This window comes from Streptococcus sp. D7B5 (assembly GCF_029691405.1).
Lineage (GTDB): Bacteria > Bacillota > Bacilli > Lactobacillales > Streptococcaceae > Streptococcus.
In genome coordinates this window covers 947,937-973,805 of sequence record NZ_CP121467.1, presented here as the reverse complement: position 1 = coordinate 973,805, position 25,869 = coordinate 947,937, and the positions used below count along the sequence as shown (strand labels likewise).

Below are 25,869 nucleotides of genomic sequence, written 5' to 3'. Positions count from 1 at the left end.
AGAAGTAGTATAATAAAGAAACATTGATAAGATGGTGAGGTCAAGATGACAATTCGTTTTGAAGAAAATGTGAGCATAGAAAATGCTCAGCTCGTATGCCAATGGTCCAACTCCCTTGGCAAATCCTTTCAAGAACAATGGATGGGAACAATGATTCCTTTTCCCTTAACAATTCAAATCTTGCAAGATTTGAAAGGAATCTTTTCAATCTTTGATGGACAAGAGTTTGTGGGGCTTATCCAGAAAATCAGGCTAGAAGACAGGAATCTTCATATCGGGAGATTTTTTATCAATCCCCAGAAACAGGGGCAGGGCTTAGGTAGCCAGGCTTTAAGGAAATTTGTTAGTTTGGCCTTTGAAAATGAAGACATAGACACTATTTCTCTAAATGTCTACGAGGCAAATCAAACAGCTTACAAGCTTTACCAAAAAGAAGGATTTGAAACCGTTCAAATGGTTGAAGTACCTATACGAAAATACATCATGAAAAAGGGCAGATAACAGTCAGGTGGGGCTAGAGTCCCAAGGATTTTTAAGGAAAAGGAAGTTCTCTTTCAAAGTTAGAAACAAGACTTCTATGATTTCTTAGATAGAGGAGATAAAAATGTCGAGACCTAGAAAAATACGAATCTTGCTCGCTTCTGTACTTGCCTTAGTTGTTGGTATCACTCTTTATTTTCAGTATCAAAGCTACCAAGAACGGTTCCAATTAAAGACCTCCTTTGAAGAAAAGGACACTATAGCCGTCTTAAAACATTTAACGACGTCAGGAAAATATGCGTCTGACATGCGGAAAGCAGGCTATATTGTTCCTCCCGACGGTGCCATCCGCTTGGATGGAGGAATTGACTCCATAGGGATAAAAGGAGACATCGATTTGAAAATGTCGAATCCTGGCAGGGATGAAGTCTCGGTTTTATTTGCAACAATGGTAAATGAGGAAAAAATAAATGCCTACTATATTTTAGATAATCAGTTATTGCTAAAACGTAGTTACTATTCTCATATCAGTAATCAAAATAAAGAAAGTGTGACGATATCTCAAGCAGAAGAAGAACGCCTATTAAAGATTGTTCGAAAAGAGTTGAAAGCTTTTCTAGATAAGATGTATCAGACTTTATATGGTTGATGTTACCAGTGAGAAGTGGATGCGAGACTCTGTTTAGGCTGTCAATGATGATGAGAAAGGGGGCACAAGAATGTTTACAGAATTGCTCTTTATTGTCTCTTTACTGTTACTTTTACGTTTGTTTAAAAGTAGGCGCTCACGAATGATTATAGGAGTCTTGTATAGTTTGCTGCTAGTTTGGTTTGTCCTTTCCGTTTTGAACTATGGCAAATACACTCTTCAACCAGGTCAATCCGTCAGCTTAAGAGTAAATCCCAGAACACAAGATTTGGAATACTATTCACTCTTCATCTTGAAGAAAAAGGATTCAAGTAAAATTAAATTAACTGGCTCTAGTGTTTGGAGTGAGAGTAATGGTGATGTTTACTATGAAGTAGAGGGACAAAAAATTATAAAAAGCCATGGTTTCGACAAGGAGGATGAAGAACTTCCAAACAACCAAGCAGATATTTATTTAGAAAAAGATGGAGTTGTTGTGAGTTACCAAGGTGAAAAAGTGTTTGATGCCACCAATAACAAGCCCTACACGATAACCATTACCAATGTAGACAACCAACTAGCCCAATTTGAGGCTCAGGTGGTGGATAAATAAGCCAGTCTAGTAGTGTGCAAGCTTTTAAAATTTGTTTCAATTCAATAAAAACATACTATTTTAAGTAAGCAAAAAAGCCCTGAAACCAAGGCTTTTCCTGTTGACACTAGCTTTTAGCGAAAATTGGGAAGCGTGTTTAGAATCCGATCTACAAAAAAAGAGGACATTTACGGTCCTCTTTTTGACTACTATAATGAAAAGGTCAATTAACGTTTAGCCTTATTTTTCGTCTTTGTGAAGCATGTTTTTCACACCTTCAATAGCGCCTTCGACAGCGTCTTTAGCATCTTCAGCAACTTCTTTTACTTTAGAAACAACTTTTTCAGCTGTTCCTTCTTTTTCCATTTTTTCATCGCCGATCATTTTGCCGACACCTTCTTTAATGGAACCTTTTGCTTGGTTTAATTTTTCTTCTGTTGACATGATTCTGCCTCCTTTAAATTGATTGATTTTGACAAGATAAATTAGTGTACGCGAGCATTTTCTTTTGTTTCGCCTTTAACGGCTTCAACACCTTCGCCTACTTTTTCTTGAACAGCAGCAACACCTGAACCGATACCAGATTTCACTTTTTCAAATTGTTCTGAAGCAAATTCTCCTGTTGAAGAAGCCACGTCAGTTACTCGGTCTTGGAGGCTAACTGAATCTGCTTCATGCTGTTCCTTCGTTTTGATATCAACAACATTCACATTGACTTCAACAACTTCTAGATCAGTCATTTTTGTAACTTGTGATACGACAACATCTTTGATTTCTTTGTACAAAGCAGGGACATTCTTTTGGTATTCAACAACAATGTTCAAGTCAACTGCAACTTGCTCTTTCCCAACTTCAACATTGACACCATGAGTGACATTATCAGTATTGATAATTTTTTCTGTTAGATTAGAGAAGAATCCTCCATCCACATCCAAAAGTCCAGGTACTTTTTCAAGTGAAAGACCAATGATTTTTTGGATTACTTTATCTTCATAAGTGAGTTCCCCTTTAACATTTTGAGAAACAACAGCAACATCTTTTTTTTCTACATTTTTATCTACGTTTGACATACGAGACTCCTTTATTTATTTAAATATTTTTCCTTAACATAGTATCCTGCAAATGCTCCTAGGACTCCACAAATTAGTACAAATAGTGTTTTGAAAAAGCCAAAGGATAAGATAAAGCAAGCGAGAATGACACCTACTAGACCTGCAATAATTGGATACTGATATTTTTTAAACCATTCCATTTTTTACTTCCTTACTTTACACGACTAACAGTCTTTTTGGTCGTTTTTGGAGGTTCAAATTCTTTCACTTTAACTTCAAGTTTTACCTCACGTTCAATACCAAAGAACTGCTTTAATCCATGAGTTATTTCATTCTGAATGACAAGACATCGTTTTGAGATGTTGTCCGAAGGAAGAATTTTGCCCTCAACATAAACGAAACATTTATTTTTGCGGCTATTTACATGGACTGTTGGTTCTTTGATCAACTGATGATCAATGACCAAACATCGAACAAAGCCTTCGATAGCTGAATTTTTTAGTTTTAATGTATCTTCTTGAGTCTCTAATTGAATCTCTAAATACTGTTTAGGATAGAAGAGTATTACTAGCATTGAAATTAACACTAAAACAGATAGGACAAGTGTCCCCCAAAAGACATATCTAGCAATCAGAAATTCAGCGTAGAGTTCTCTCCAACTGAATAAGTGGATATCTAAATCACTGACCTGATGATAATCTATGAGAATAGGAAGGAAAATAGCCAAGATTAAAATACAGAAAATAAGTAACAATATTTTCTTTGATTTTGACATATTAAATCCTTTCAAATGAAAAGCTTTAAACCATAATTTTACCCGTCTACAGTATTCAAAATTATGGCTTATCACTTTTAATTTCTTATTAGGTAATGCTTATTTTTTACCAAATAGAAATGAAACGACTGCAACAACAATCACTGCACCTACGATTGACGGAATAATAGCCATTCCAGCCAATGAAGGTCCCCAGCTTCCTAGAAGTGATTGCCCTACAGATGAACCGATAAGACCTGCAAAGATATTTGCAATCAATCCCATTGAACCACCTTTTTTAGTGATTGCACCTGCGATGAGACCAATAAGACCTCCTACAATAATGGACCACAACATAGTGTATCCTCCTTTTCTATTTCTAAATCAAAGAATCAATTTCTTTGATTACACTAATTATATAGTATTTCAATTTGGAAAGATAATAGTTCGTCTTAAAAACCGTACTGTAAACATGTACTATAGATACAGATAAATAAGAAAAGCTTGATTCTACGGAGTTTCTAGGTGATGAAGCAAGTCTTTTCATAGCAAGCAAAAGTCGTTGTAAGAGGATAAATACACTCTATGTGGTATAATTGCATGAAGATTGAAAGACAATCAATTAGTTTATTATAAAGAAAGAAAAGTTATACATGAGAGATTTATTATCGAAAAAAAGTCACAGACAATTAGAATTATTAGAATTACTATTTGAAAACAAACGCTGGTTTCATATTTCAGAACTAGCAGAATTATTGCACTGCACAGAACGTTCTGTAAAAGATGACTTGTCCCATGTCAGATCTTCTTTTCCTGACTTGATATTTCATTCCTCAACAAATGGCATCCGTATCATAAATACTGATGATAGTGATATTGAGATGGTCTATCATCATTTTTTTAAGCATTCAACTCACTTTTCAATTTTAGAATTTATCTTCTTTAATGAAGGATGTGATGCTGATAGTATTTGCAAAGAGTTTTATATCAGTTCTTCCTCTCTTTACCGTATCATCCGTCATATTAATAAAATTATTAAGAAGCAATATCGTTTTGAAATTAGCCTCAATCCAGTTCGAATCACTGGTAATGAAATCGATATCCGTTACTTTTTTGCCCAGTATTTTTCAGAGAAATATTATTTCCTTGAATGGCCCTTTGAAGATTTTTCGGTAGAACCTTTATGTAAGCTGTTGGCACTGGTCTATAAAGAAACTGCATTTCCAGTCAATTTCGCCACTCAACGAATGTTAAAGTTACTCCTCGTAACAAATTTATACCGAATAAAGTTTGGTCATTTCTTGGAAGTTGAGAAAAATTCTTTTAACAATCAATTGTTGGAATCTTTCATGCAGGCAGAAGAAATCGAAGAGATTGTAGCGAGCTTTGATTCTGAATATCATATCTCTCTGAATAAAGAAGTGATAGGTCAACTGTTTGTATCCTATTTTCAAAAAATGTTTTTCATAGATGAAGAAGTATTTCTCAACCATGCAAAAACAGACAGCTATGTAAAAAAATCGTATCAGTTATTGGGAGATCTAGTAGATCAGGTATCAAGAGAGTATAATCTCCAAGTAGACAATAGAGATAATCTGATTTGGCATCTGCATAATACAGCACATCTGCACCGACAGGAACTATCTACAGAGTTTATCCTATTTGATCAAAAAGGCAATACAATCAAAAACTTTCAAAATATTTTCCCTCGTTTTGTTTCAGAGGTGAAGGAAGGAATTGAACATTATCTAGAGGCTTTGGAAATGGATTATAATTCAATGAAAGTTAATCATTTGTCTTATACTTTTATCACCCATAGTAAACACTTAGTGTTAAACCTTTTACAAAATCAACCTAAATTAAAGGTTTTGGTCATGAGCAATTTTGATCAGTATCATGCAAAATCAGTAGCAGAGACACTTTCTTACTATTGCAGCAACAATTTTGAACTGGAGGTCTGGAGTGAATTAGAGTTATCCCTTGATTCTCTAAAAGAATCACCTTACGACATCATTATTTCTAATTTTATTATTCCGCCTATTGAAAATAAGAGACTGATCTATTCCAATAATGTCAATACAGTCGCACTCATCTCTTTGCTTAACGCAATGATGTTTATTCGATTAGACGAGTAACTAAGAATAACAAAAAAACGCTATGTAGCGTTTTTTTGTTATGAGAAAATAATTTCATCTATACTAGACTCAGAATATCCTAAAAATCTTGTCATTTCTTAGTTCAGAACAAACAAAAAAGCCCTGAAACCAAGGCTTTTTCCTGTTGATTTAGATGCCCCCTGCATGAATTTGTAAGAACTTTTCATATTGAAAATAAACAAAAATGTTGAAATATAGCTGATTTTAGGGAAATACTTTTAGGTATTTTCAATGTCAGGATTTAAAAATGGGGCAAAAGTGGGGCAAAAACAAATTAACGAAAAAAATATCGAGTTCGTGCATCAAGTAAATGATAAATTGCAAGAATAAGTGCAACATTTACTCGAACTCATCCTCTAGAGCTTCACCAGCAGTTCTGTAAGCTAAACATTTTCGTGGTCGGTGATTGATATCATATAAAGCCTTGGTTCCCAAAGCTTTTTAATCTTATAAACTCATTAAAACAACTCCCAGTAAGGTGTGGAATATTTTTTATTCTGTGTCATATAAAAATAAATAAAATGAATGGCTATAGCTAGAGCTAAAATGGTTGTTATACTCACTACTATTATAGGATTAGAAGCAAAGATTAAAGAGAGAATCAAGGCAGCCAGATAGAGTGTCGCTTGGACACAGTAGTAACTTTTCGAATAGCGAAGATAGTGTTTGTTATGGGGCCCATTTACTAGGACAGCAGCTTGAAAGAGGCCAAATCCGATATAAGAGAAGCTGGTTGCAAAGAGACGATTAGCTTCAGGATTCAGAAGAAAACTCATCGAAACGGTCATCATAAGAAGTCCAATGAAAATAGGATAGTGACTGTAAATTAGAAATAGTCCCTTTTGATTAGATTTTTCATCAATAGCATGGTCGAATTGACCAAAATAAAACAAGAACAGAGAAATCATAATAATGAAATAAAGAACCGAATAAATCGAGAAATTCTCGATTGTAAAGAAGTTAGCTAGCTCCGTAATCATCTCTCCAAACGTAATAATGACAAGAAGGGAGATGCGCTCGATTAAATGGGGGAGATTTACCTGGTAATGCTTATCTTTATTAAGCAAGATACTTGGCATAATAAATGTTAGCAGAATACTAGCAAATAAGATATAGACTCTAAGGTAAATAGGAAGAAGAGCTGCTAGATAGAATCCTAAACTTCCTAGACCTGTTATCCATAGAAAACCTTTGATACTTTCCCGATTAGCATCATCGGTTGATTTTCTAAAAAATTCAACCAAATATTGAAAAAATAAGGTAAGGGTTAATGTACCAATAGCCCAACAGAGATAATGAAAATATTGTTGCCAATCAGGTCCAATCATATTGGCTATAAAGAGTAAAATTCCCATTTTGATAAACATGATTACTATGTTAAATAAAGAGTTCTTTCCATAGCGATTGGTATAATCGGTTTGAATCATCCAGGAATCGATGAGAAACAAAGTAGCAATGAAAAAATCAAGGAAAGAATTCCAAGTCAAAATACCGTTATGAAGATGGTCGATTAAAGTAGTTACTTTTGAAATTGCAAAAACAAAAACTAAGTCATAAAAAAGTTCTGAAAATTCTACACGTTTATGTTTAATAAGAGTTGTCATCTTAAGACCTTTCTATTTTAGAAGTACAATTTATTATAACTGAAAATGGTAAAAAAAAAAGGAGATGCTTAAATAACTTCATGTGACGCGAATGAACTGCGCCACAAAAGTTAGGTTTTTTCTGTCTAACTTTTGGGGTGCAGTTCAGAAGGGGTGTTTTTTCTATCGTTTTTTAGTGCTAAGACTACACAAAAAAGCCTTGATTCCAAGGCTTTTTCCTGTTGTATTTAGATGCCCCCTACAGGGATTTGGAAAGGACTTTCATATTGAGAGCAATTAAAAATATTGAAATATAAGTGATTTTAGGTATTTTCAATGTCATGATTTAAAAATGGGACAAAAGTGGGGCAAAAACCATACAGATTCTAAACTGTATGGTTCTTTTTTTATCTAACCAAGAAAGGTTAAAACTTATTAAAACAAATGCAATCAACTGTTGAAAACTTTTTAGTCCGTGTAATATAAAAACAAGTAAAAAGTTGAACTATAGGGAATATTGTGTCATAATAGGTAATAGATGAATAATTAATAGATTGGAAATAATGCTTTCTTACCTTAACAAGTTGAATTGGTTATACATTTTTTCGTCGCAATTGTGTCTATCTCTCGAGTTTAGCTAGTTTTTATAAGCTCTGGTTTCTAATCAATATAACAAATTTTAGAAGTGCATAAGACAAGATGGTGACATTACTACAGTCATTTCTAGTCACCATATGTTGCTGGCACAGGCTGTTTGTAGTGTTGGCTATTTACTAGTCAGTTTAATCGGAGTGTTTAATTTTTATTGTTGAAAGGTTTTTATATGGCGAAAATTCTATCTTTAGGTCTGACAGGTAAGAAATTACTTGCTCAGGGGTTCTTGTTTGTTCTGCTAGGTCTCATCTTGATGGTCACGGGGACTTGGTTGCCAGTAACAGTTATTCGCCTGGTTCTGTTTTTAGCTTGGATAGCAACGGTCGTAGATTTGCTATTAAGAGTTTTCAAAAAAAGCCAGTCAACGGATACCTTGGGAGTTGCACTGGTTAAATTGTTAGTGCTGGGATATTTGCTAGGTTCTAATCTTGCGACTGATATACCGATTTATGTTCTGGCTCTTGTGATTGGAGTTTATCAGATTTTTCATGCTACTATCAATCTTGTCACCTATCTTCTCTACCGCAAAAACAAAATTCGACCTCGTTTTCGTCTCTTACTAGATGGACTCGTACTAGTTTTTCTTGGTGGGACTAGTCTTTTGTCCTCTACAGGAAATTCTGTCTTTCAACTCTTTGTTTTAGGGGCTTATTTTTTCCTTTATGGTCTGTCCAATATCCGTGACGGTTTCTTATTTGAAGGGGAAATTGGGAAAAACCATCTCAAACGTCGTATTAGAATTAGCTTACCTATTGTCCTAGCCGCTCTCATCCCTGCAAGAACTTTAGCAAAAGTTAACAAATTTATGCTGGAAAATGCTGATGAGGAAGAAGATATCCATCTTGGAATAGTGAAGTCTGGTAAGACAGCAGAGCTAGAAATTTTTGTTCATACAGCTGAGACCTCTCTGTTTTCGGCAATTGGTCATGTGGATATCTGCTATCAAGGCCGTGTTATTTCTTATGGCAACTATGATCCGTCTTCTGAGACCTTATTTGGCATGGTAGGAGATGGTGTCTTATATTTCTGTGATCGTGACAAGTACATTGACCTATGTAAACGTGAGAGTCAAAAAACGCTTTTTGGTTATGGGATAGATTTGACGCCTGAAATGGAAAAAGCAGTTCAGAAAAAGTTGGCTGAATTGAAACAACTGACGATTCCATGGGAGCCAAGTGCAGATAAAATCATGACAGGTGATGGTAAGGAAGACTACACCTACGCTTATAAAATCAGACATGAGACAGATGGGGAACTTTATAAATTTATCAAATCTAAGTTTAAATCCTACTTTGTCTTATCTACAAACTGTGTGCTCTTGGCTGATACCATAGTCGGTCAGGCTGGCACCGATATCCTCTCACCCAAAGGATTTATCGCTCCAGGAACTTACCAAGCCTACCTTAATCGAGAGTTTGAAAAACCAAATAGTATAGTCGTATCTAAACATGTTTATTAAGGAAAATTTATGAACTTAGTAAAAAAATACACCCCGTTAATACTTTTTATAGGGCTGGTTGCTCTTGTAATTCTGAATGCATCGAGCTTTATATCAGGAGCAATCTCTCTCTTTGATGTAATATCAACCTTGATTTATGGTGCTGTTATTGCTTTTGTGCTTAATGTTCCTATGAAAAAAATTGAACAGTACTTAGTTAAATTGAAGGTAAAGGCAGAGTTGCGTCGTCCGATTGCCATGGTACTTGTTTTCCTAGCTCTTATCTTAATCGTGATTGCTCTTTTGGTTTTGGTGCTGCCAACCCTAGCCCAGACTATTAGTCAGCTGGGAACAGTCCTTTCAACAGTCCTTACTCAACTTGGGAAATTGCTAGGCAGCTCGGAATTTGTAACCAAAGACATGTTGTCAACTATCGTATCAGGCATACAGGGACAATCTAGTTCTATTAGCCAAGCTTTGATAGGTTTTTTATCAGGTCTGACTAGTAATATCGGCAATATTTTTTCAAGTTTGATGAATGCCTTTTTGATTATAGTCTTCACCTTTTTATTTTTATCCAGTAAGGAACATTTGGCAGCGATGACGAGTCGACTTCTAAAAGTTTTTCTTCCAGAGAAGGTGGTGATAAAGTTGACTTACATTGGACAAGTAGCACTAGAGACTTATGACCAATTTTTGATGAGTCAGCTGATTGAAGCAGTTATCATAGGAGTTATGATAGCGGTTGGTTACAGCGTGTTTGGGATACCCTATGGAGTAATGACAGGTATCTTTGCAGGAGTGCTATCGTTCATTCCTTATGTAGGGCCTATGATTGCTTGTGTTGTGGGAGCGATTTTTATCTTCACAGTGAGTCCTACTCAAGCCTTACTTTCTCTTCTTCTATATCAAGTTATACAGCTGATTGAAGGAAACCTTATTTATCCTAGAGTTGTAGGTCAGTCTATTGGTTTGCCAGCTATTTTCACGCTTGCGGCTGCTAGTATTGGAGGGAATCTTTTCGGACTACTTGGAATGATATTCTTTACCCCCGTATTTGCTGTTATCTATCGACTGGTTAAAGAATTTGTCGTTGCAAAGGAAAATCAGGTAGATTAAGAAAAACTAAATTTAATAAGATATACTGAGAAGAGAGTGAGAGATTCTCTTCTCTTTTATTTTTAAATACTTTTCTACAAAAAGCTATTAGACGTTAAAAAAAGCCTTGGTTTCAAGGCTTATTTCTGTTGATTTAGATGTGCCCCCTGCAGGGCTCGAACCTGCGCCCCATAGCTTAAGAGTCTACTGCTCTACCAACTGAGCTAAGGAGGCAACAGAAAAAGCTGAGAATGTAACTTCCCAGCTATTTTAATATGCCCAAAATGGCAGCTAGATTATTTACGAAAGGCATCAAGGATATAGGTGAAACCAACAATTAAAAATGCAAAGGCAACGACATAAACGACAAAGACACTTGTAGCTACTGGATTGAACAAAATCACTAGACCTAGTAAAAATGCAAGCAACGCTATCCACATGATATGGTTGCCAATAATAGGGAAAATCAATCCCAGACGATTGCCTTTAAAGAAAGCTATAATGGCTTCTACAATTAACCAAATTCCTAAAATAGTTGGAATGACAACTGGCAGCGTCACAAAGCCATAGGCAACGAGGTAAAGAGCTAAGAGAAGATTAACAATCCCTTGGAAAAGATGAGCTGGTGAGCGAAGCTCTTTTGGTACAGAGAAATAGCCTAAAATAGCTGCTATAGAAGAAACCAGTAAACCAAATGCAATCCACCAGCTGTAAGCAACAAGATTAGCTACTGGGTTTGTAAATAGGAAAAGTCCTAAAAGGACAAAAACAACTCCTGCAAGGAATAGCAGTAAACGATTAGAAAATTTCATTTCAATACCCCCTATATAGTATAGTATAGTATAGTTTGATAATAAAAATATTATACACCTTTTTAGAGGAAATGTCAATAAACAAAATGGAAAATTTGGAAGTTTCAGTTTTTATCATTTTGAAAATAAAAAGAGAAGATAAAATTTGTCTTCTCTACATGAAAATATTGTATGGCATCAAAGCAAAAGTAACTGGCTTTACACTATTTGTTAAGATGTAATTTGATTCAAAAAGAAAAGATAGATTTAAAAGTGGGGCAAATGATGGAGCAAATCAGTTATAGACAAGCAAAAAAGCCTTGATTATCAAGGCTTTTCCTGTTGTATTTAGATGCCCCCTACAGGGATCGAACCTGTGACCCACGGATTAAGAGTCCGCTGCTCTGCCAGCTGAGCTAAGGAGGCAAAGAAAAAAGCTGTATTGGTGCCGAAACTTCACGGTTTGTATTGAACCCGCGCAATTAAGCAGGTGGGCAACTCGCTCTAACTGAAGCTGTTTCCGTGTGAGACGGCCTACATGCTGTTAGAAGACTTTTGTTTCCCTAATAATACAAAAAATAGTCGGTCAACACTTAAGTGTGAAGTCGTACACCACAGCGTTTCTATGTTTATATGATACCACTTTTTCAAAAAAAATCAAGAGGTAAGTGCAATTTTTTGAAAAGGATTTCAGATTTTTCGTAAACGGTCGATGGCTTCCTTTCTTTGAGCCAAAGCCCGTTCATATTTACCAGTATCTTCTGCTTGGAAATAGTGATGATTGCGAATTTTTTCTGGCAGATAGTCTTGCTTGACCCAATTTCCAGGATAGTTGTGTGGATAGAGATAGTCTTGGGCATTCCCCAGTTCCTTGCTTCCACTGTAGTGCCCATCACGCAGGTGTCGCGGAATAGGCAAGTGCCCTGATGTTTTGAGGTCAGCAAGTGCCTTGTCCATAGCCACGTATGCTGAGTTGGATTTTGGAGAAAGGGCCAAATCAATGACGACATTGGCAATGAGAATGCGGGCTTCTGGGAAACCAATCCTTTGTGCAGCACCCAGAGCAGTCACGGTGTGAATCTGGGCTTCAGGATTGGCCAAACCGATATCTTCATAAGCGATAACAGTCAAACGACGAGCGAGACTTGGCAAATCACCAGCCTCAATCAAGCGGGCAGCATAGTGAAGACTGGCATCAACATCTGAGCCACGGATAGACTTTTGCAGGGCAGAGAGGACATCGTAGTGCCCGTCTCCATCCTTGTCCATAGTAATATAGCTTCGCTGGAGGCTATTTTCCATAATATCAAGCGTGATATGGCGGATGCCCTTGTCATTTTCAGGGGTAGAGAGAACAGCCAAATCTAGTGAATTAAAGGCAGAACGAAGGTCTCCATTAGTAGAGGTTGCGATGAAATCCAGCGCATCCTCATCTAGCTCAACTGGGAAGTCAAAACCACGCTCAGGGTCAGTTAGAGCGATTTGAATCGCCTCTTTGACGTCTTGATTGGACAAGGGTTCTAATTCAAAAATCTGAACACGGCTACGAATGGCAGGAGTGACAGAAAAGAAGGGATTTTCAGTCGTTGCGCCAATCATGACAACCAGACCACTTTCCAAGAGTGGCAGAAGAAAGTCTTGCTTTGTTTTATCCAGACGATGAATCTCGTCCAGTAACAGGACTAATCCTCCAGAAAATTTAGCTTCTTCAGCGATTTCTTGGAGACGTTTTTTACTATCAACAGTGGCATTGAAGGTCCGAAAGGCATACTTGGTCGTTCCAGCGATGGCTGAAGCGATACTGGTTTTTCCGATACCCGGAGGTCCGTAGAGAATCATGGAGGACAGGCGGTTGGTCTCCACCATGCGACGGATGATTTTTCCTGGGCCGACCAGATGTTCCTGACCGATGACCTGGTCAATGGTTTTTGGGCGCATGCGAAGCGCGAGATTGTCAGGCATAGCAGTCCTTTCTAACATGGATTTTCTGATGTATATGTGGTAAGATGGTAGTATCTATTTTAGCATAATTCCGAGTAATCGGGGCGATTTAAGAGTCGCATAGAAAGAGGACAAAATGGCAACATACGGATTTTTAGATGTTTTAGAGGAAGAATTGGAGAAGAACTTTCCTTTTGATTATGAGATTAGTTGGGACAAGCGCAACCACGCGGTTGAAGTGAGTTTTCTTTTGGAAGCACAAAACGCTGCAGGTGTGGAGATGGTGGACGAGGACGGAGAGGTGTCATCAGACGATATCCTCTTTGAGGAAGCAGTTCTTTTCTACAATCCTGCCAAGTCAACAGTCAATGAGGAAGACTATTTGACAGTTATCCCTTATCTGCCGAAGAAAGGATTTTCTCGTGAATTTTTAAACTATTTTGCTCTTTTCCTCAAAGACACTGCAGAGGTTGGGCTGGATGCACTCATGGACTTTTTGGAAGACCCAGAAGCAGAAGAATTCGTCATGGAATGGAACCAAGAAGTCTTTGAAGAAGGAAAAGTTGGCTTGGAGGAAGGGGAGTTTTATCCTTACCCGAGGTACTAGAGACTAGGGGAGAAAGTATATGAAGAAAGTAGGCTTGTCTTTTATTTCTGGTCTGTCCTTTGTTTTTTTGATGCTGGGATTTGTTTTTGGGACGATTGCCTTTAAAGAGCTAGGTTTCTCGTTAGTCTTTATTCCAGGCTATCTATTTACTTTTCTCAGCATTTATATGATATTTATCCTTCATGAGCTGGGGCACGCATTTTGTGGTTACCTGACAGGCTATCGCCTGGTGGCTTTTGGATTGGGAAACTTTCTTTTGACCAAAAAGTCAGGCAAGTTTCATCTGAGTCGAACAGCCGTTCTGAAAAATGTTGGTGCTCAGTATATTGGATTGAAAGAAGATGAAAGCGATCAAAGAATCATCCTGATGCTTGCAGGAGGCTTGATAGTTCATCTTGTCTTGATTTTATTGGCGCTATTGTATGGATTTTTGACAGCTAACTGGTATTTTGCAGCTACTTGGATTTGTCTAAATCTATCTTTTCTTCTCATCAATGCTAAGCCGGTTGGGATTACCGATGGAGCGAAAATCTGGGAATTGCTACAACAGCCTGAAAATAGGAAATACGCCTACTCGGTGTTGAGACATTCTGCCCAGACCTTGCTAGCTCCTCAAGAATATGATTTGAAAGACTTTATCATGCCTGTTGATGAGGATGCGATAGGGAGTTTTGCAGAAAGTATTCTGATTTTTCAGGGACTAGTTTTCATATTCGATGGTCAGATAGAGACTGCCAAAAAACACTTTCAGTCTTTATTAGATAAAACAGACAATCCGATGTCTCAAACTCTTTCCCAATTATACCTTCTCCAAATTGCCTTGCTTGAAAGGGATCATGAGAAAGCAGAGGAATATGCAAGTAATCGAGGAGTCAAGTCCTTCTTATCTCTAAAAATGGCAGACACGCAGATAATGCAAGCCTGGTATCAATTTCTGGTAAAGAAAGATATGAATCAGACTGACAAGGCTATAAAAATTGCTAGACAAAACATGGTGACCAGCCGTTTGGTGCGGGATGAGAAACGTTATTATGAAAACTGGTTAGCAGAGTTGGAGAAAGAAATCCATGAAGAAAACTCTGTTGTAAGCTGACAAGCTAGGTTTGTTTCAATCGGCTTGATTGCTTGATATAAATGAGAAGGGGATCTAACTGGTGTTTCTGAAGAGGGTTTGAAGTCTAGAAAAGAGGGAAAAATGTTTCATATATTCAAGCAGCTATTTAGGAAAATAAGCCCAAACTCGCAAGAGTATGGGATTTCTCTACCACGCAATCGATTTGAAAATTTAGATTTTGAGAGAGTGTTGAAGTGTGAAAGCCGCCGATTTTTTAATGAAGGGGGACTTTATGACGAGAGCGCAAAAATCATGGAACTTGAGTTTTCTGAAGGCTTTGGAGAATTTGAGTTTTTGATTTACTTTAAGACTGGTGAAGAGAAACAGTTTGAGCAGTTGATAGCTTCTTTAAACGACTTTGATAATGCCATCCAGTCCAGTTTGGAAAGGGAGTTTCAAAACTCCATTCCTCAGAACAAGAAAAAGTTGAACAATAGTCGAGAGAGGCGAGAGAAATTTTTTTATTTTCATCCATGGATACTGAGTTGCGAGGAGGCTCCACCTAGTCTTCGCTATGTTGCAGATAATGTAAACGATGAGTTTACGGTTTATTTTAGTAAGAATCAGGGGAGATGGCAGGCATACTGGGATCTAGATTGTCAAAAATTGATTCAAGAATAGCTAAGTAGAATGCTAGCATAGAGCAGTTTGTTATCATAGGAAGAGACTTAATCATGGAATTATTGAATAAAAGAATTAATTTCACAGGCTGTAAAATTGCCCTCTTTTGTGGTGATAAGCTCTTAACTATCTTACGTGATGACAAATCAAACATTCCATACCCTAATACCTGGGAATTGCCAGGTGGTGGCCGTGAGGGTGATGAAAGTCCTTTTGAGTGCGCGGCGCGTGAAGTTTTTGAAGAACTGGGGATACATTTGACTGAAGATTGTTTGCTTTGGAGTAAGGTTTACCCAAGTATGCTTTTTGAGGGAAAGGAATCCGTCTTTCTGGTTGGTAAGTTAAGGCAGGAACAGTTTGATAGTATCGTTTTTGGTGATGAAGGACAGGGCTATAAACTGATGAGCATTGATGAGTTTCTTAGCTCAGATAAGGTTGTACCCCAGTTGCAGGATAGAGTGAGGGATTATTTGGAGAGAGACTATGATTAAACTTGTCCGAGCAGGAGCAGAAGATTTAGAAACCGTAATTGCAATTCAAAGGGCTAGCTTTAAGGCTGTCTATGAGAAATATCAAGATGAGTATGATCCCTATCTAGAGGATCGTGAACGAATCAAGTGGAAATTGGTTGAGCGTCCCAATAGTTATTACTACTTTTTGAAAGAAAAGGATGAAAATATCGGATTTTTACGAGTTCAGACCAATGAGGAATTGACGGAGGCTTGGTTGGGAACGGCAGCGATTTTGCCCCAGGATCAAGGAAAAGGTTATGGTTCTGAGGGATTGAGATTACTGGAAAAGGAATTTCCAACGATTAAACAGTGGGATTTGTGTACGGTATTACAGGATGCGGGCATGGTCGCTTTTTATGAAAAAAATGGCTACCGTCAAACCCATATCGAGCCTGAAAAAGAAGGTATGGATATGGTTTACATGAAAAAATTGATTGACAAATAGAAAGGATGGTTCGGTTACATTTCTAAACTGAACCCGCCCTAAACACTGTGCCAAAAAGATAAACTTCTCTTAGACACAAGTGTCTTCAGAGAATTTCCTATTTTGGCTTTGTGTTTTACGGGCTTGGTATCTTAAATATGGAAACATGGCAAGAGTTAAAAGTTACGGTTAAGCGTGAGGGAGAGGAGCTGGTCTCTAACCTTCTAATTGAGCTGGGAGCGCAAGGTGTTGCGATTGAAGACAGTATGGACTATGTGGGAAATGTGGATCGATTTGGTGAGATATTCCCTGAAGTCGAGCAGCAAGAAGAAATCGTGGTGACAGCCTACTATCCTGATACGGTTGATGTAGCAGTGGTTGAGGCAGATTTGCAGGCTCGCTTGGCAGACTTGACGGATTTTATGGATTTGGGAGAAGTCAAGATGGGGACGACTGCCTTGGCTGAGGAAGACTGGGCAGACAACTGGAAGAAATATTACGAGCCAGCCCGCATTACTCATGACTTGACCATCGTACCGTCCTGGACGGACTATAAGGCGACTGCAGGAGAAAAGATTATCAAGCTAGATCCTGGTATGGCCTTCGGGACAGGAACCCATCCGACGACCAAGATGAGTCTCTTTGCCTTGGAGCAGGTCCTTCGTGGCGGAGAGACAGTAATCGATGTGGGAACTGGTTCAGGTGTCCTTTCTATCGCTAGCTCACTACTAGGAGCTAAGGAAATTTTCGCATATGATCTTGATGATGTGGCGGTTCGGGTTGCTCAGGAAAATATTGAGCTCAATCCAGGCATGGAAAATATCCATGTAGCGGCAGGTGATTTGCTCAAGGGGGTGGAGATTGAAGCAGATGTCATTGTAGCCAATATCTTAGCGGATATTCTCATTCATCTGACAGAGGATGCTTATCGCTTGGTCAAGGATGAAGGCTACCTCATCATGAGTGGCATTATCAAGGACAAGTGGGACATGGTGCGCGAGTCAGCTGAGTCAGCTGGATTTTTCCTTGAAACCCACATGATTCAAGGGGAATGGAATGCCTGTGTCTTTAAGAAAACTAAGGATATTTCAGGTGTGATTGGAGGCTAGCATGCAGCAGTATTTTGTCAAAGGCAGTGCAATCTCTCCTGTCACTATTGAGGACAAGGAAACCAGCAAGCATATGTTTCAGGTCATGCGCTTGAAAGAAGATGATGAGGTGACCTTGGTCTTTGATGATGGCGTCAAGCGCTTGGCGCGCGTGTTGGATGTGGAGAATCGTCAGTTTGAGTTAGTCCAAGAGTTAGCTGACAATGTGGAACTGCCCGTTCAAGTCACCATCGCATCAGGCTTTCCCAAGGGAGACAAGCTGGAGTTTATCACTCAAAAAGTGACGGAACTGGGTGCCAGCCAAATCTGGGCCTTTCCAGCAGACTGGTCGGTCGCAAAGTGGGATGGTAAGAAGTTGGGCAAGAAAGCCGAAAAACTAGAAAAAATTGCCCTTGGAGCAGCAGAACAAAGCAAGCGTAATATTGTACCAAGTATCCAGCTTTTTGAGAAAAAAGCAGATTTTCTAGCTCAGTTTGACCAGTTTGACTCAATTGTGGTGGCTTATGAAGAATCAGCAAAAGAAGGAGAAACCGCTGCGCTCTTACAAGCAGTCACTGGCCTTGAAAAAGGAGCCAAATTGCTCTTTATTTTTGGCCCAGAAGGCGGTCTCTCACCAGTAGAAATTGAAAGTTTTGAAGCTAAAGGAGCAGTCTTGGCAGGGCTTGGTCCTCGCATCTTGCGAGCAGAAACAGCACCACTTTACGCCTTATCTGCTCTTAGTGTTTTAGTAGAATTAGAGAAATAAGAGGAAGAAAATGGAACAAAAACACCGTTCAGAATTTCCAGAGAAGGAACTTTGGGATTTAACCGCCCTTTACCAAGACCGTGAGGATTTCTTGCGAGCAATCGAGAAAACGCGCGAAGATATCAACCACTTTAGCCGTGACTACAAGGGGAATCTTCATACGTTTGAGGAGTTTGAAAAGGCCTTTGCTGAATTGGAACAAATCTACATTCAGATGAGTCATATTGGCAATTACGCCTTTATGCCTCAGACGACAGACTATAGCAATGAAGAATTTGCCAATATTGCCCAGGCTGGGATGGAATTTGAAACTGATGCTAGTGTAGCCTTGACCTTCTTTGACGACGCCTTGGTGGCAGCAGACGAGGAAGTCTTGGACCGTTTGGGTGAACTGCCCCACTTGACGGCAGCCATTCGTCAAGCTAAAATCAAAAAAGCCCACTATCTAGGGGCTGATGTGGAGAAAGCTTTGACCAATCTCGGTGAAGTTTTCTACAGTCCACAGGACATTTATACTAAGATGCGAGCTGGGGACTTTGAAATGGCTGACTTTGAAGCCCATGGCAAAACCTACAAAAACAGCTTTGTGACCTATGAGAATTTCTACCAAAACCACGAGGACGCAGAGGTGCGTGAAAAATCCTTCCGTTCTTTCTCAGAAGGACTTCGTAAGCACCAGAATACAGCTGCAGCAGCCTATCTAGCTCAGGTTAAGTCTGAAAAACTATTGGCAGATATGAAGGGCTATGACTCCGTCTTTGATTATCTCCTAGCTGAGCAAGAAGTGGACCGTGCTATGTTTGATCGCCAGATTGACCTCATCATGAAGGACTTTGCGCCAGTCGCTCAGAGATACCTCAAGCATGTTGCCAAGGTCAATGGTCTTGAAAAGATGACCTTTGCTGACTGGAAATTGGACTTGGACAGTGCCCTCAATCCTGAAGTGACTATTGACGACGCCTATGATTTGGTCATGAAGTCAGTAGAACCTTTGGGACAAGAATATTGTCAGGAAGTTGCGCGCTATCAAGAAGAACGCTGGGTGGACTTTGCTGCTAATAGTGGCAAGGATTCTGGTGGGTATGCGGCGGATCCGTATCGCGTGCACCCTTATGTCCTCATGAGCTGGACAGGCCGTTTGAGCGATGTCTATACCTTGATTCATGAAATTGGTCATTCTGGTCAATTCATCTTTTCAGATAATCACCAAAGTTACTTCAACGCCCACATGTCAACCTACTATGTTGAGGCCCCATCAACCTTCAATGAATTGCTTCTCAGTGATTACTTGGAACACCAGTCTGACGATCCGCGTCAAAAACGTTTTGCTCTTGCCCACCGCTTGACAGACACCTACTTCCATAATTTCATCACCCACCTCTTGGAAGCAGCCTTCCAGCGTAAGGTATATACATTGATTGAGGAAGGGGAGACCTTTGGAGCAAGCAAGCTCAACAGCATTATGAAGGAAGTCTTGACAGATTTCTGGGGAGATGCTATTGAAATTGACGACGATGCGGCACTCACTTGGATGCGCCAAGCTCACTATTACATGGGCTTGTATAGCTACACCTACTCTGCTGGCCTTGTCATCTCAACAGCTGGTTACCTTCATCTGAAACATTCAGAAACCGGAGCTGAAGATTGGCTCAATCTCCTTAAGTCAGGTGGTAGTAAGACACCGCTTGAGTCAGCCATGATTATCGGAGCGGATATTTCAACAGATAAACCACTCCGTGATACGATTCAGTTTCTGTCTGATACAGTTGACCAGATTATCGCCTACAGTGCGGAGTTGGGAGAGTAAGGGTATCCAGTGTCGGATTTAAGACGGTTTATCGATAAGATGAATACACAAAAATCACCTGTTTGAGGTGATTTTTTTATGCTTTAAAGATTTATTCAAATTTTCCTTTATTGGCCTCGTTTGAAGCCTTCATGCTAATTTGTAAAAGGTTGGCGAGATTTTCATTATCAAGGCTAGCTTCACCATTATTATCCACTTTTATGGCAAGGTAATGGGTGTTACGATCAAAATAATCCATGCCCTCTAGGTCTACGTAGTTGTCAGCTTTAAAATCAAGCGCCGCTAATTGATAAACAAATCGAATATTTAGAGCTTTAGCATAGTCTGTTTCAAGAACCTTTTGTTGTTCTTCCACCAGTCCTTGAAAGAAGTCTTGGAAGTTATCATGATAAGTAGCCTTGACTTCGTATTGGTAGGTATCTACAGATGGGGACATAAATTTCAAATAAACCATGTCGCCCTCCACCTTATAGTCCTCAAGAGTATAGGCACCTGCTTTTCCTAATGCATTGGTGTTGACCTTGAAAAACATAGGTGCATAAATTTTGAGAGGATATTTTTCTCCTTTATATTCAAAGACGGTATCATTTGAAAAATTCGGACGGATTTTAGTTAACTCAGGGACTAAATATTCGTTCCAAATCTTATCAAATAACTCTTCTTGATTGCTAGCACCCGCTGATTTCACAACTAGGTCAAGATTTTCTTGATTGACAAAGACAGCATCCACTAATTTGAGGGCTGTTTGAACCTTAGGATCCGAAATTTCTTTTTTCTTTTTTTCAAGATTCTCAGCCGCCTCTTTCGTGCGATCTAAAGTTTTATTAAATTGACTGCCACTGTTTGTTTCAACAAAGGTTCTCTCATAGTTGGTAGGTTCAACTTTGGCATTCCAGTCAAATGAAGCAGCAGGACCAGTTACATCTTTCTTATGGTAGGTTGTTGTCTCTGTATTTGTAGTACCTTCTGTATTGCTTGTAGCAGTGGTTGATGGTTTAGATGAACAGCCGACGAGGCCAAATGCTAAAATTGTAGCAGTGGTTAGAAAATAAACCCTAAACTTTTTTCCCATGGTAGTCTCCTTTTCCAATAACATTTATTGTATATTATCAATTATACCATTCTCTTCATTCTTTTGCATGAATTACTAGAAAAGGTATGATTGAGGGCTGTATTCTTTTAAGCAAGTATTTGAAAGCTTCTGACATTTTTGAAGGATAAGCAGAAAAAGAGTTTCATCATTTTCTCTTGTAGTAGTCTTTTTTAGAATTCTAATGGGCTTTCTACAAAAACTTTCCAGTCAATTTTCTTGAAACCCTTTCCTTCTTTTGATAGACTAATACATAGTTTAAAAAAAGGAGACTTATCATGAAAAAATTTGTTGCTGAATTAATCGGTACATTTATGCTTGTGTTCATTGGAACAGGAGCTGTTGTTTTTGGAAATGGTCTTAATGGCCTTGGACACCTTGGAATTGCTTTTGCCTTTGGTTTGGCAATTGTAGTTGCAGCTTACTCAATCGGAACTGTTTCAGGTGCTCACTTGAACCCAGCGGTTTCGATCGCTATGTTTGTAAACAAACGTTTGTCATCTTCAGAACTTGTAAACTACATCCTTGGACAAGTAGTTGGAGCTTTCCTTGCGTCAGCTGCAGTATTCTTCCTCTTGTCTAACTCAGGCATGTCAACTGCAAGTCTTGGTGAAAATGCCTTGGCAAACGGTGTCACTGTCTTTGGTGGTTTCTTGTTTGAAGTTATCGCAACTTTCTTGTTTGTCCTAGTTATCATGACTGTAACATCAGCAAGCAAAGGCAATGGCGCAATCGCTGGTTTGGTGATTGGTTTGTCATTAACAGCCTTGATCCTTGTAGGCTTGAACATCACTGGACTTTCAGTAAACCCAGCTCGTAGCTTGGCACCTGCTGTCTTGGTAGGTGGCGCAGCCCTTCAACAAGTATGGATTTTCATCCTTGCCCCAATCGTTGGTGGCGTTCTTGCAGCACTTGTTGCGAAAAATTTCCTTGGAACAGAAGAATAATTGAAACTCAAAAAGCCTTGCTCCTCAGTTTGAGGAACAGGGCTTTTTCGTATATGTTTAACGGTTGTCAATTTTCTCTGGATAAAGGTCGTGCTGGAAGAGGCGTTGTTCTGCCAAACCTTCATACTTGCTTCCAGGTCTACCGTAGTTGTAGTAGGGGTCGATTGAGATGCCACCGCGCGGAGTGAATTTTCCCCATACCTCCAAATAGCGAGGGTTTAGTAGATTGACCAAGTCTTTCCCGATGGTGTTGATACAGTTTTCGTGAAAATCCCCATGGTTTCGATAGCTAAAGAGGTAGAGTTTGAGGGATTTTGACTCGACGCAGAGCTTGTCAGGAATGTAGGAAATATAAATCGTCGCAAAGTCTGGCTGAGCAGTGATTGGGCAAAGGGAGGTAAATTCAGGACAGTTGAATTTGATGAAATAATCATTTTCCACATGACGATTGTCAAAAGATTCGAGAACTTCTGGTTGATAGTCAAAAATGTAGTTGGTTTCTTTGTTGCCCAGTAGGCTTAGGTTTTTCATTTCTTCTTGTTGTGACATGTTTTTTTCTTTCTAATCTTAAACACCACGTTGGTTATCGTAGAGGAGGGTATGAAGTTGGGGAAGGACGCGGACATTGCCCCAGCTGTCGTCAGCAGCGACACGTTCCCAGAGTTCTTTGAGACGGTCTAGTTGGTCTTGGACAATATTGCCTGTAGCCTTGGGCTCAGGATTTCCAGCCGATAAGAAGAGGACATCTGGTTGATAGCGTTCTTGAATGCCTTTGGCAAAGGCTAGATCTGCATCATCAAAGACAGGGATTTTAAAGGTGACCTTGTCTGGATCTAGTTGGGAAACAATGAAGTCCAAGGTCTCGAAGTTGACTTCCATCTTGGATGAAGGAGGTTTGGGACTTAAAGTGACTTGGTCGATATCTTTTAACCAATTTTGCCAGCGGGACCCTTGGGTCTCAACAGCCAGAGTGACACCGCGTTCCTTGAGCTTGGTGACGAGTTCAGCCATGTTGGCTGCTAGGATAGCAGGATTTCCCCCAGACAGGGTTACATAGTCGTAGCTTCCTAATTTATCTAAGGCAGCAATGACTTCATCAGCTGTCATACGAGTAGGTTTTTCAGAACCATCCCAAGTAAAGGAAGAGTCGCACCAGTCGCAATGGTAGTCGCAACCAGCAGTGCGGACAAACATGGTTTTCTGCCCGATAGCACGACCTTCACCTTGAAAGGTTGGCCCAAAAATTTCCAGAACAGGTAGTTTGAGGACACGTTCTCTAGTCATCTAGCCACTCCCGTCTAAACTCCGCAAATGCAGTCGGAGTTTCATAGAGGCGAACGTATTCCAAACGGAGACTGCGTTCGTCTGGCAACTCTTGACTCATGGTTTGGAAAATCCAGTAAACCATATTTTCAGCAGTCGTGTTCATATAAGGCAGGGTTTCATTGAGATAGCGATGATCCAAGTGGGGTTCTAAGTAGTCCTTGTAGATCGCTTTAATATCTCCAAAGTCATAGGTCATGCCCCGTTCATCTAAAAATCCACTGACAGCGATTTGCAAATGATAGGTGTGGCCGTGCAGGGATTTGCATTTTCCCTCATAGTGAAAGAGGTGGTGGGCAGCGTCGAAAGTGAATTCTTTTGAAACTAAGGTTCTGTGAGGATTGTAGACGAGAGACTCCCCAGTTTCCTGTTTGATTTCTTTAGGTGCGAAAAACATTAGCCCTCTCCCTTCTGTGAAAGATAAACATCTAAACCATGCTGACGTAGGTGGCAGGCTGGACAATCTCCACAGCCACTTCCGATAATCCCATTGTAGCAGGTTAAGGTCTTCTCACGAACGTAGTCAAAGGCACCAAGTTGGTCGGCTAACTCCCAAGTTTCAGCCTTGTCTAGCCACATGAGAGGTGTTTGGATAACAAAGTCATAATCCATGGCAAGGTTGAGAGTAACATTAAGGGATTTGATAAAGACATCACGGCAGTCAGGGTAGCCTGAGAAGTCTGTCTCGCAGACACCTGTCACGATATCATTAATACCTCGTTGCTTGGCAAGAACTGCTGCAAAGGATAGAAAGAGGTGGTTGCGACCGTCAACAAAAGTATTGGGAACCTCTCCCTCTTTTTGCTCAATCTCCAGATCAGAGGTCAAGGCATTTTCAGTGATTTGCCCCAGCAGAGACATATCTAAGATGTGATGACGAATGCCTTGTTCCTTAGCGATTTCTTGGGCAACTTGAATTTCGAGATGATGGCGTTGGCCGTAAGCAAAGGTGACAGCTTCGACTGTTTCATAGTGTTCTTTAGCCCAAAAGAGGCAGGTTGTGGAATCTTGACCGCCACTAAAGACGACCAAGGCTGATTGACGTTTCATAGTACTCCTTCCAAAATGGGAAATGTTCAGAGCACGCAAAAAGCTCCCATGAGGGAGCTAAAAAATACCAAGTAGAGGTTTTTTTTAGCGATGGCATGTCCCAAACATCGTAATATTCTACCTACAGTCTAGCATATTTTTTGAAAAATGGCAAAGGGCAGGAAAAAAGAGACCAAATAAAGTACTTGGTCTCTCGTGTGATTAGCTCAATTCAGCAACGATGGCCTTGATTTGTTCTGCAGTATGAACACCTGCAACTTGTTTCACCACTTGGCCGTCTTTTTTGAAGAGAAGGGTTGGGATAGACATGATTCCAAAGGCACGAGCTGTGTTTGGATTTTCATCAACATCCATTTTAACAATTTTCAAGACATCTTCTGAAAGTTCTTCAGACAATTTATCCAAGATTGGACCTTGCATACGACATGGACCACACCAAGTTGCCCAGAAGTCTACCAAGACCAAACCGTCTTTTGTTTCTTGTTCGAATGTTGCATCTGTAATTGCTTTTGCCATTGTATTTCTCCTTTTTTAGTTATATTGGCTTAAATCTTGTTTCATGAGATAGAAGAAGACATCTCCATAAGTCCCATGGTAGTCCAAGTCATGACCGTTGTAAGTTAATTTTTGGACAGGGTAGTAGTCTGCGACGCCGATGAGGCAGGCATGTTGAGAACGTTCAAAGTCTTGGTAAGACTCGAAAGTCATGGTCCTCTCTTGCTTGCTGGCGTCTAGATAAGTAATTTCGATCATATAAAACTCCTTTGTTCGATCTTGACTTTATTGTACTCCTTGAAAAGAGGAATGTCAAGAAAAATGATTGCGCACGCAACTTTTTTAAAAAATCTGATTATGAAATGAAATCAAGACTCGTCTCCAGTCTTTCTTCGACAGCCTTTTGCAGGTAAGCTAAGGTTGTCTGTCCCTCGTCAGTCAGGCAGATAAAGCTAGCCCGTCTATCCTGATCGCAACATCTGCGACTAAGCAAACCACAGTTTTTCTCTTCCAGGCGAGCCACCATTCGAGAAACAGCGCTCGGACTGAGATGGAGTTTATCGGGCAGGTCAATCTGTCGTAAAGATTTTTCATCGGCTAGGTCCAGATAGTAGAGTAGGTAAAACTCTTTCAAGGTCAACCTTTGTTCGCTCTGCTGGGCAATAGTTTCTTCCAACAAGGCTTCCATTTCCTTTTGACGGCGGTTGTAGTCAAACCACTTTTCCAAATAGGTCATTGCTTTCTCCTTTCTTTTCAAAGTAAAGTCACAAAGTCATTACTGACTGTCTCTACAACACAAGATGATTGCGCATGCAATGATTATACTACTTTTAACTAATCCTTGCAAGAGAGAAGAAT

At 39.5% G+C, this 25,869-nt stretch carries 31 protein-coding genes and 2 tRNA genes; 15 read left to right on the top strand and 18 right to left on the bottom strand.

Going from position 1 to position 25,869, the window contains the following annotated elements; translation table 11 throughout:
- The first annotated feature begins 45 nt into the window (after positions 1-45).
- The 3 genes from P8P68_RS04695 (at position 46) to P8P68_RS04685 (ending at position 1,721) form a co-directional block, all read left to right on the top strand.
- Positions 46-501, top strand: a complete 456-nt coding sequence (locus P8P68_RS04695) for a GNAT family N-acetyltransferase (RefSeq protein ID WP_049519700.1) — start codon at positions 46-48, stop codon at positions 499-501.
- Between the two features lie 103 nt (positions 502-604).
- Complete coding sequence (locus P8P68_RS04690; RefSeq protein ID WP_278276281.1) at positions 605-1,129, top strand: thiol-disulfide isomerase; 525 nt, start codon at positions 605-607, stop codon at positions 1,127-1,129.
- 70 nt (positions 1,130-1,199) lie between these two features.
- On the top strand, positions 1,200-1,721 hold the full coding sequence (locus tag P8P68_RS04685) for a hypothetical protein (protein WP_084944112.1): 522 nt from the start codon (positions 1,200-1,202) through the stop codon (positions 1,719-1,721).
- Positions 1,722-1,940: 219 nt separating this feature from the next.
- Here P8P68_RS04685 and P8P68_RS04680 read toward each other — a convergent pair whose 3' ends face one another.
- The 5 genes from P8P68_RS04680 to P8P68_RS04660 form a co-directional block, all read right to left on the bottom strand.
- A complete protein-coding gene (locus P8P68_RS04680) occupies positions 1,941-2,144 on the bottom strand; it encodes a CsbD family protein (protein WP_000102421.1) in 204 nt (67 codons plus the stop codon).
- Between the two features lie 41 nt (positions 2,145-2,185).
- A complete protein-coding gene (locus P8P68_RS04675; RefSeq protein WP_049489623.1) occupies positions 2,186-2,770 on the bottom strand; it encodes an Asp23/Gls24 family envelope stress response protein in 585 nt (194 codons plus the stop codon).
- Positions 2,771-2,781: 11 nt separating this feature from the next.
- Entirely contained in the window at positions 2,782-2,952 is a 171-nt protein-coding gene (locus tag P8P68_RS04670) for a DUF2273 domain-containing protein (RefSeq protein ID WP_278276280.1), read from the bottom strand.
- 11 nt (positions 2,953-2,963) lie between these two features.
- Positions 2,964-3,527 carry an alkaline shock response membrane anchor protein AmaP gene (gene amaP / locus P8P68_RS04665; RefSeq protein ID WP_000045613.1) on the bottom strand — a complete coding sequence of 188 codons (564 nt, stop codon included), beginning with the start codon at positions 3,525-3,527 and terminating at the stop codon, positions 2,964-2,966.
- Positions 3,528-3,626: 99 nt separating this feature from the next.
- Positions 3,627-3,863, bottom strand: a complete 237-nt coding sequence (locus P8P68_RS04660; RefSeq protein WP_000964741.1) for a GlsB/YeaQ/YmgE family stress response membrane protein — start codon at positions 3,861-3,863, stop codon at positions 3,627-3,629.
- A 296-nt stretch (positions 3,864-4,159) separates the two neighbouring features.
- Here P8P68_RS04660 and P8P68_RS04655 point away from each other — a divergent pair, with 296 nt between their 5' ends.
- Entirely contained in the window at positions 4,160-5,641 is a 1,482-nt protein-coding gene (locus P8P68_RS04655) for a M protein trans-acting positive regulator PRD domain-containing protein (protein WP_278276279.1), read from the top strand.
- 479 nt (positions 5,642-6,120) lie between these two features.
- Here the strand turns inward: P8P68_RS04655 and P8P68_RS04650 are convergent, their stop codons facing one another.
- Positions 6,121-7,266, bottom strand: a complete 1,146-nt coding sequence (locus P8P68_RS04650) for a low temperature requirement protein A (protein ID WP_278276278.1) — start codon at positions 7,264-7,266, stop codon at positions 6,121-6,123.
- A gap of 802 nt (positions 7,267-8,068) precedes the next feature.
- Between P8P68_RS04650 and P8P68_RS04645 the strand changes: the two genes are divergently transcribed.
- Positions 8,069-9,358: a DUF308 domain-containing protein gene (locus P8P68_RS04645; protein WP_278276277.1), complete on the top strand. Its 1,290-nt coding sequence runs from the start codon at positions 8,069-8,071 to the stop codon at positions 9,356-9,358.
- A gap of 9 nt (positions 9,359-9,367) precedes the next feature.
- Positions 9,368-10,456, top strand: coding sequence for an AI-2E family transporter (locus tag P8P68_RS04640; RefSeq protein WP_004193676.1), 1,089 nt, complete (start codon positions 9,368-9,370; stop codon positions 10,454-10,456).
- A 140-nt stretch (positions 10,457-10,596) separates the two neighbouring features.
- Here P8P68_RS04640 and P8P68_RS04635 read toward each other — a convergent pair.
- From P8P68_RS04635 to P8P68_RS04620, 4 genes are all read right to left on the bottom strand, one after another.
- Positions 10,597-10,669, bottom strand: a tRNA-Lys gene (locus P8P68_RS04635).
- A 62-nt stretch (positions 10,670-10,731) separates the two neighbouring features.
- The gene (locus P8P68_RS04630; RefSeq protein WP_000672739.1) at positions 10,732-11,247 is read right to left on the bottom strand and encodes a DUF308 domain-containing protein; all 516 of its coding nucleotides are present in this window, start codon (positions 11,245-11,247) and stop codon (positions 10,732-10,734) included.
- Positions 11,248-11,579: 332 nt separating this feature from the next.
- Positions 11,580-11,652, bottom strand: a tRNA-Lys gene (locus P8P68_RS04625).
- A 264-nt stretch (positions 11,653-11,916) separates the two neighbouring features.
- Positions 11,917-13,188, bottom strand: a complete 1,272-nt coding sequence (locus tag P8P68_RS04620; RefSeq protein ID WP_278276303.1) for a replication-associated recombination protein A — start codon at positions 13,186-13,188, stop codon at positions 11,917-11,919.
- 115 nt (positions 13,189-13,303) lie between these two features.
- On the opposite strand from P8P68_RS04620, the gene P8P68_RS04615 reads away from it, so the two are divergent.
- The 8 genes from P8P68_RS04615 to pepF all read left to right on the top strand — a co-directional run bounded on the left by P8P68_RS04615 (position 13,304) and on the right by pepF (position 20,106).
- Complete coding sequence (locus tag P8P68_RS04615; protein ID WP_278276276.1) at positions 13,304-13,774, top strand: DUF3013 family protein; 471 nt, start codon at positions 13,304-13,306, stop codon at positions 13,772-13,774.
- Between the two features lie 19 nt (positions 13,775-13,793).
- Positions 13,794-14,867: a site-2 protease family protein gene (locus tag P8P68_RS04610; RefSeq protein ID WP_278276275.1), complete on the top strand. Its 1,074-nt coding sequence runs from the start codon at positions 13,794-13,796 to the stop codon at positions 14,865-14,867.
- 102 nt (positions 14,868-14,969) lie between these two features.
- Positions 14,970-15,509: a hypothetical protein gene (locus tag P8P68_RS04605; protein WP_278276274.1), complete on the top strand. Its 540-nt coding sequence runs from the start codon at positions 14,970-14,972 to the stop codon at positions 15,507-15,509.
- A 53-nt stretch (positions 15,510-15,562) separates the two neighbouring features.
- Positions 15,563-16,000, top strand: coding sequence for an NUDIX hydrolase (locus P8P68_RS04600; protein WP_278276273.1), 438 nt, complete (start codon positions 15,563-15,565; stop codon positions 15,998-16,000).
- Positions 15,993-16,466, top strand: a complete 474-nt coding sequence (locus P8P68_RS04595; protein ID WP_278276272.1) for a GNAT family N-acetyltransferase — start codon at positions 15,993-15,995, stop codon at positions 16,464-16,466. Before P8P68_RS04600 ends, P8P68_RS04595 begins: the two co-directional genes overlap by 8 nt.
- A gap of 137 nt (positions 16,467-16,603) precedes the next feature.
- Positions 16,604-17,554, top strand: coding sequence for a 50S ribosomal protein L11 methyltransferase (gene prmA, locus P8P68_RS04590; protein WP_278276271.1), 951 nt, complete (start codon positions 16,604-16,606; stop codon positions 17,552-17,554).
- Position 17,555: 1 nt separating this feature from the next.
- Entirely contained in the window at positions 17,556-18,299 is a 744-nt protein-coding gene (locus P8P68_RS04585; protein ID WP_278276270.1) for a 16S rRNA (uracil(1498)-N(3))-methyltransferase, read from the top strand.
- 10 nt (positions 18,300-18,309) lie between these two features.
- Positions 18,310-20,106, top strand: coding sequence for an oligoendopeptidase F (gene pepF / locus P8P68_RS04580; RefSeq protein WP_278276269.1), 1,797 nt, complete (start codon positions 18,310-18,312; stop codon positions 20,104-20,106).
- Positions 20,107-20,197: 91 nt separating this feature from the next.
- Here pepF and P8P68_RS04575 read toward each other — a convergent pair whose 3' ends face one another.
- On the bottom strand, positions 20,198-21,178 hold the full coding sequence (locus tag P8P68_RS04575; RefSeq protein WP_278276268.1) for a hypothetical protein: 981 nt from the start codon (positions 21,176-21,178) through the stop codon (positions 20,198-20,200).
- Between the two features lie 296 nt (positions 21,179-21,474).
- Between P8P68_RS04575 and P8P68_RS04570 the strand changes: the two genes are divergently transcribed.
- On the top strand, positions 21,475-22,143 hold the full coding sequence (locus P8P68_RS04570) for an aquaporin (RefSeq protein ID WP_044020360.1): 669 nt from the start codon (positions 21,475-21,477) through the stop codon (positions 22,141-22,143).
- 57 nt (positions 22,144-22,200) lie between these two features.
- On the opposite strand, the gene queF is transcribed toward P8P68_RS04570, so the two are convergent.
- From queF to P8P68_RS04535, 7 genes are all read right to left on the bottom strand, one after another.
- On the bottom strand, positions 22,201-22,692 hold the full coding sequence (gene queF, locus P8P68_RS04565; protein ID WP_000082583.1) for a preQ(1) synthase: 492 nt from the start codon (positions 22,690-22,692) through the stop codon (positions 22,201-22,203).
- Between the two features lie 18 nt (positions 22,693-22,710).
- The gene (queE, locus tag P8P68_RS04560; protein WP_278276267.1) at positions 22,711-23,427 is read right to left on the bottom strand and encodes a 7-carboxy-7-deazaguanine synthase QueE; all 717 of its coding nucleotides are present in this window, start codon (positions 23,425-23,427) and stop codon (positions 22,711-22,713) included.
- Positions 23,420-23,863 (bottom strand): 6-carboxytetrahydropterin synthase QueD, encoded by a 444-nt coding sequence (queD, locus tag P8P68_RS04555; protein WP_049478444.1) that lies wholly within the window; start codon positions 23,861-23,863, stop codon positions 23,420-23,422. The genes queE and queD overlap by 8 nt, the downstream gene beginning before the upstream one ends.
- Entirely contained in the window at positions 23,863-24,516 is a 654-nt protein-coding gene (gene queC, locus P8P68_RS04550; protein ID WP_278276266.1) for a 7-cyano-7-deazaguanine synthase QueC, read from the bottom strand. Before queC ends, queD begins: the two co-directional genes overlap by 1 nt.
- 201 nt (positions 24,517-24,717) lie before the next feature.
- Positions 24,718-25,032 (bottom strand): thioredoxin, encoded by a 315-nt coding sequence (trxA, locus tag P8P68_RS04545; RefSeq protein ID WP_001029581.1) that lies wholly within the window; start codon positions 25,030-25,032, stop codon positions 24,718-24,720.
- Between the two features lie 15 nt (positions 25,033-25,047).
- Positions 25,048-25,269, bottom strand: a complete 222-nt coding sequence (locus P8P68_RS04540) for a DUF4649 family protein (RefSeq protein ID WP_000570262.1) — start codon at positions 25,267-25,269, stop codon at positions 25,048-25,050.
- A gap of 97 nt (positions 25,270-25,366) precedes the next feature.
- A complete protein-coding gene (locus P8P68_RS04535; RefSeq protein WP_042768552.1) occupies positions 25,367-25,747 on the bottom strand; it encodes a MarR family transcriptional regulator in 381 nt (126 codons plus the stop codon).
- Positions 25,748-25,869: the final 122 nt, after the last annotated feature.

What these genes read in the sequence shown, in the direction of transcription:
- P8P68_RS04695 (WP_049519700.1), top strand. Translation starts at nt 46, where the DNA reads ATGACAATTCGTTTTGAAGAAAATGTGAGCATAGAAAATGCTCAGCTC.
- P8P68_RS04690 (WP_278276281.1), top strand. Translation starts at nt 605, where the DNA reads ATGTCGAGACCTAGAAAAATACGAATCTTGCTCGCTTCTGTACTTGCC.
- P8P68_RS04685 (WP_084944112.1), top strand. Translation starts at nt 1,200, where the DNA reads ATGTTTACAGAATTGCTCTTTATTGTCTCTTTACTGTTACTTTTACGT.
- P8P68_RS04680 (WP_000102421.1), bottom strand. Translation starts at nt 2,144, where the DNA reads ATGTCAACAGAAGAAAAATTAAACCAAGCAAAAGGTTCCATTAAAGAA.
- P8P68_RS04675 (WP_049489623.1), bottom strand. Translation starts at nt 2,770, where the DNA reads ATGTCAAACGTAGATAAAAATGTAGAAAAAAAAGATGTTGCTGTTGTT.
- P8P68_RS04670 (WP_278276280.1), bottom strand. Translation starts at nt 2,952, where the DNA reads ATGGAATGGTTTAAAAAATATCAGTATCCAATTATTGCAGGTCTAGTA.
- amaP (WP_000045613.1), bottom strand. Translation starts at nt 3,527, where the DNA reads ATGTCAAAATCAAAGAAAATATTGTTACTTATTTTCTGTATTTTAATC.
- P8P68_RS04660 (WP_000964741.1), bottom strand. Translation starts at nt 3,863, where the DNA reads ATGTTGTGGTCCATTATTGTAGGAGGTCTTATTGGTCTCATCGCAGGT.
- P8P68_RS04655 (WP_278276279.1), top strand. Translation starts at nt 4,160, where the DNA reads ATGAGAGATTTATTATCGAAAAAAAGTCACAGACAATTAGAATTATTA.
- P8P68_RS04650 (WP_278276278.1), bottom strand. Translation starts at nt 7,266, where the DNA reads ATGACAACTCTTATTAAACATAAACGTGTAGAATTTTCAGAACTTTTT.
- P8P68_RS04645 (WP_278276277.1), top strand. Translation starts at nt 8,069, where the DNA reads ATGGCGAAAATTCTATCTTTAGGTCTGACAGGTAAGAAATTACTTGCT.
- P8P68_RS04640 (WP_004193676.1), top strand. Translation starts at nt 9,368, where the DNA reads ATGAACTTAGTAAAAAAATACACCCCGTTAATACTTTTTATAGGGCTG.
- P8P68_RS04630 (WP_000672739.1), bottom strand. Translation starts at nt 11,247, where the DNA reads ATGAAATTTTCTAATCGTTTACTGCTATTCCTTGCAGGAGTTGTTTTT.
- P8P68_RS04620 (WP_278276303.1), bottom strand. Translation starts at nt 13,188, where the DNA reads ATGCCTGACAATCTCGCGCTTCGCATGCGCCCAAAAACCATTGACCAG.
- P8P68_RS04615 (WP_278276276.1), top strand. Translation starts at nt 13,304, where the DNA reads ATGGCAACATACGGATTTTTAGATGTTTTAGAGGAAGAATTGGAGAAG.
- P8P68_RS04610 (WP_278276275.1), top strand. Translation starts at nt 13,794, where the DNA reads ATGAAGAAAGTAGGCTTGTCTTTTATTTCTGGTCTGTCCTTTGTTTTT.
- P8P68_RS04605 (WP_278276274.1), top strand. Translation starts at nt 14,970, where the DNA reads ATGTTTCATATATTCAAGCAGCTATTTAGGAAAATAAGCCCAAACTCG.
- P8P68_RS04600 (WP_278276273.1), top strand. Translation starts at nt 15,563, where the DNA reads ATGGAATTATTGAATAAAAGAATTAATTTCACAGGCTGTAAAATTGCC.
- P8P68_RS04595 (WP_278276272.1), top strand. Translation starts at nt 15,993, where the DNA reads ATGATTAAACTTGTCCGAGCAGGAGCAGAAGATTTAGAAACCGTAATT.
- prmA (WP_278276271.1), top strand. Translation starts at nt 16,604, where the DNA reads ATGGAAACATGGCAAGAGTTAAAAGTTACGGTTAAGCGTGAGGGAGAG.
- P8P68_RS04585 (WP_278276270.1), top strand. Translation starts at nt 17,556, where the DNA reads ATGCAGCAGTATTTTGTCAAAGGCAGTGCAATCTCTCCTGTCACTATT.
- pepF (WP_278276269.1), top strand. Translation starts at nt 18,310, where the DNA reads ATGGAACAAAAACACCGTTCAGAATTTCCAGAGAAGGAACTTTGGGAT.
- P8P68_RS04575 (WP_278276268.1), bottom strand. Translation starts at nt 21,178, where the DNA reads ATGGGAAAAAAGTTTAGGGTTTATTTTCTAACCACTGCTACAATTTTA.
- P8P68_RS04570 (WP_044020360.1), top strand. Translation starts at nt 21,475, where the DNA reads ATGAAAAAATTTGTTGCTGAATTAATCGGTACATTTATGCTTGTGTTC.
- queF (WP_000082583.1), bottom strand. Translation starts at nt 22,692, where the DNA reads ATGTCACAACAAGAAGAAATGAAAAACCTAAGCCTACTGGGCAACAAA.
- queE (WP_278276267.1), bottom strand. Translation starts at nt 23,427, where the DNA reads ATGACTAGAGAACGTGTCCTCAAACTACCTGTTCTGGAAATTTTTGGG.
- queD (WP_049478444.1), bottom strand. Translation starts at nt 23,863, where the DNA reads ATGTTTTTCGCACCTAAAGAAATCAAACAGGAAACTGGGGAGTCTCTC.
- queC (WP_278276266.1), bottom strand. Translation starts at nt 24,516, where the DNA reads ATGAAACGTCAATCAGCCTTGGTCGTCTTTAGTGGCGGTCAAGATTCC.
- trxA (WP_001029581.1), bottom strand. Translation starts at nt 25,032, where the DNA reads ATGGCAAAAGCAATTACAGATGCAACATTCGAACAAGAAACAAAAGAC.
- P8P68_RS04540 (WP_000570262.1), bottom strand. Translation starts at nt 25,269, where the DNA reads ATGATCGAAATTACTTATCTAGACGCCAGCAAGCAAGAGAGGACCATG.
- P8P68_RS04535 (WP_042768552.1), bottom strand. Translation starts at nt 25,747, where the DNA reads ATGACCTATTTGGAAAAGTGGTTTGACTACAACCGCCGTCAAAAGGAA.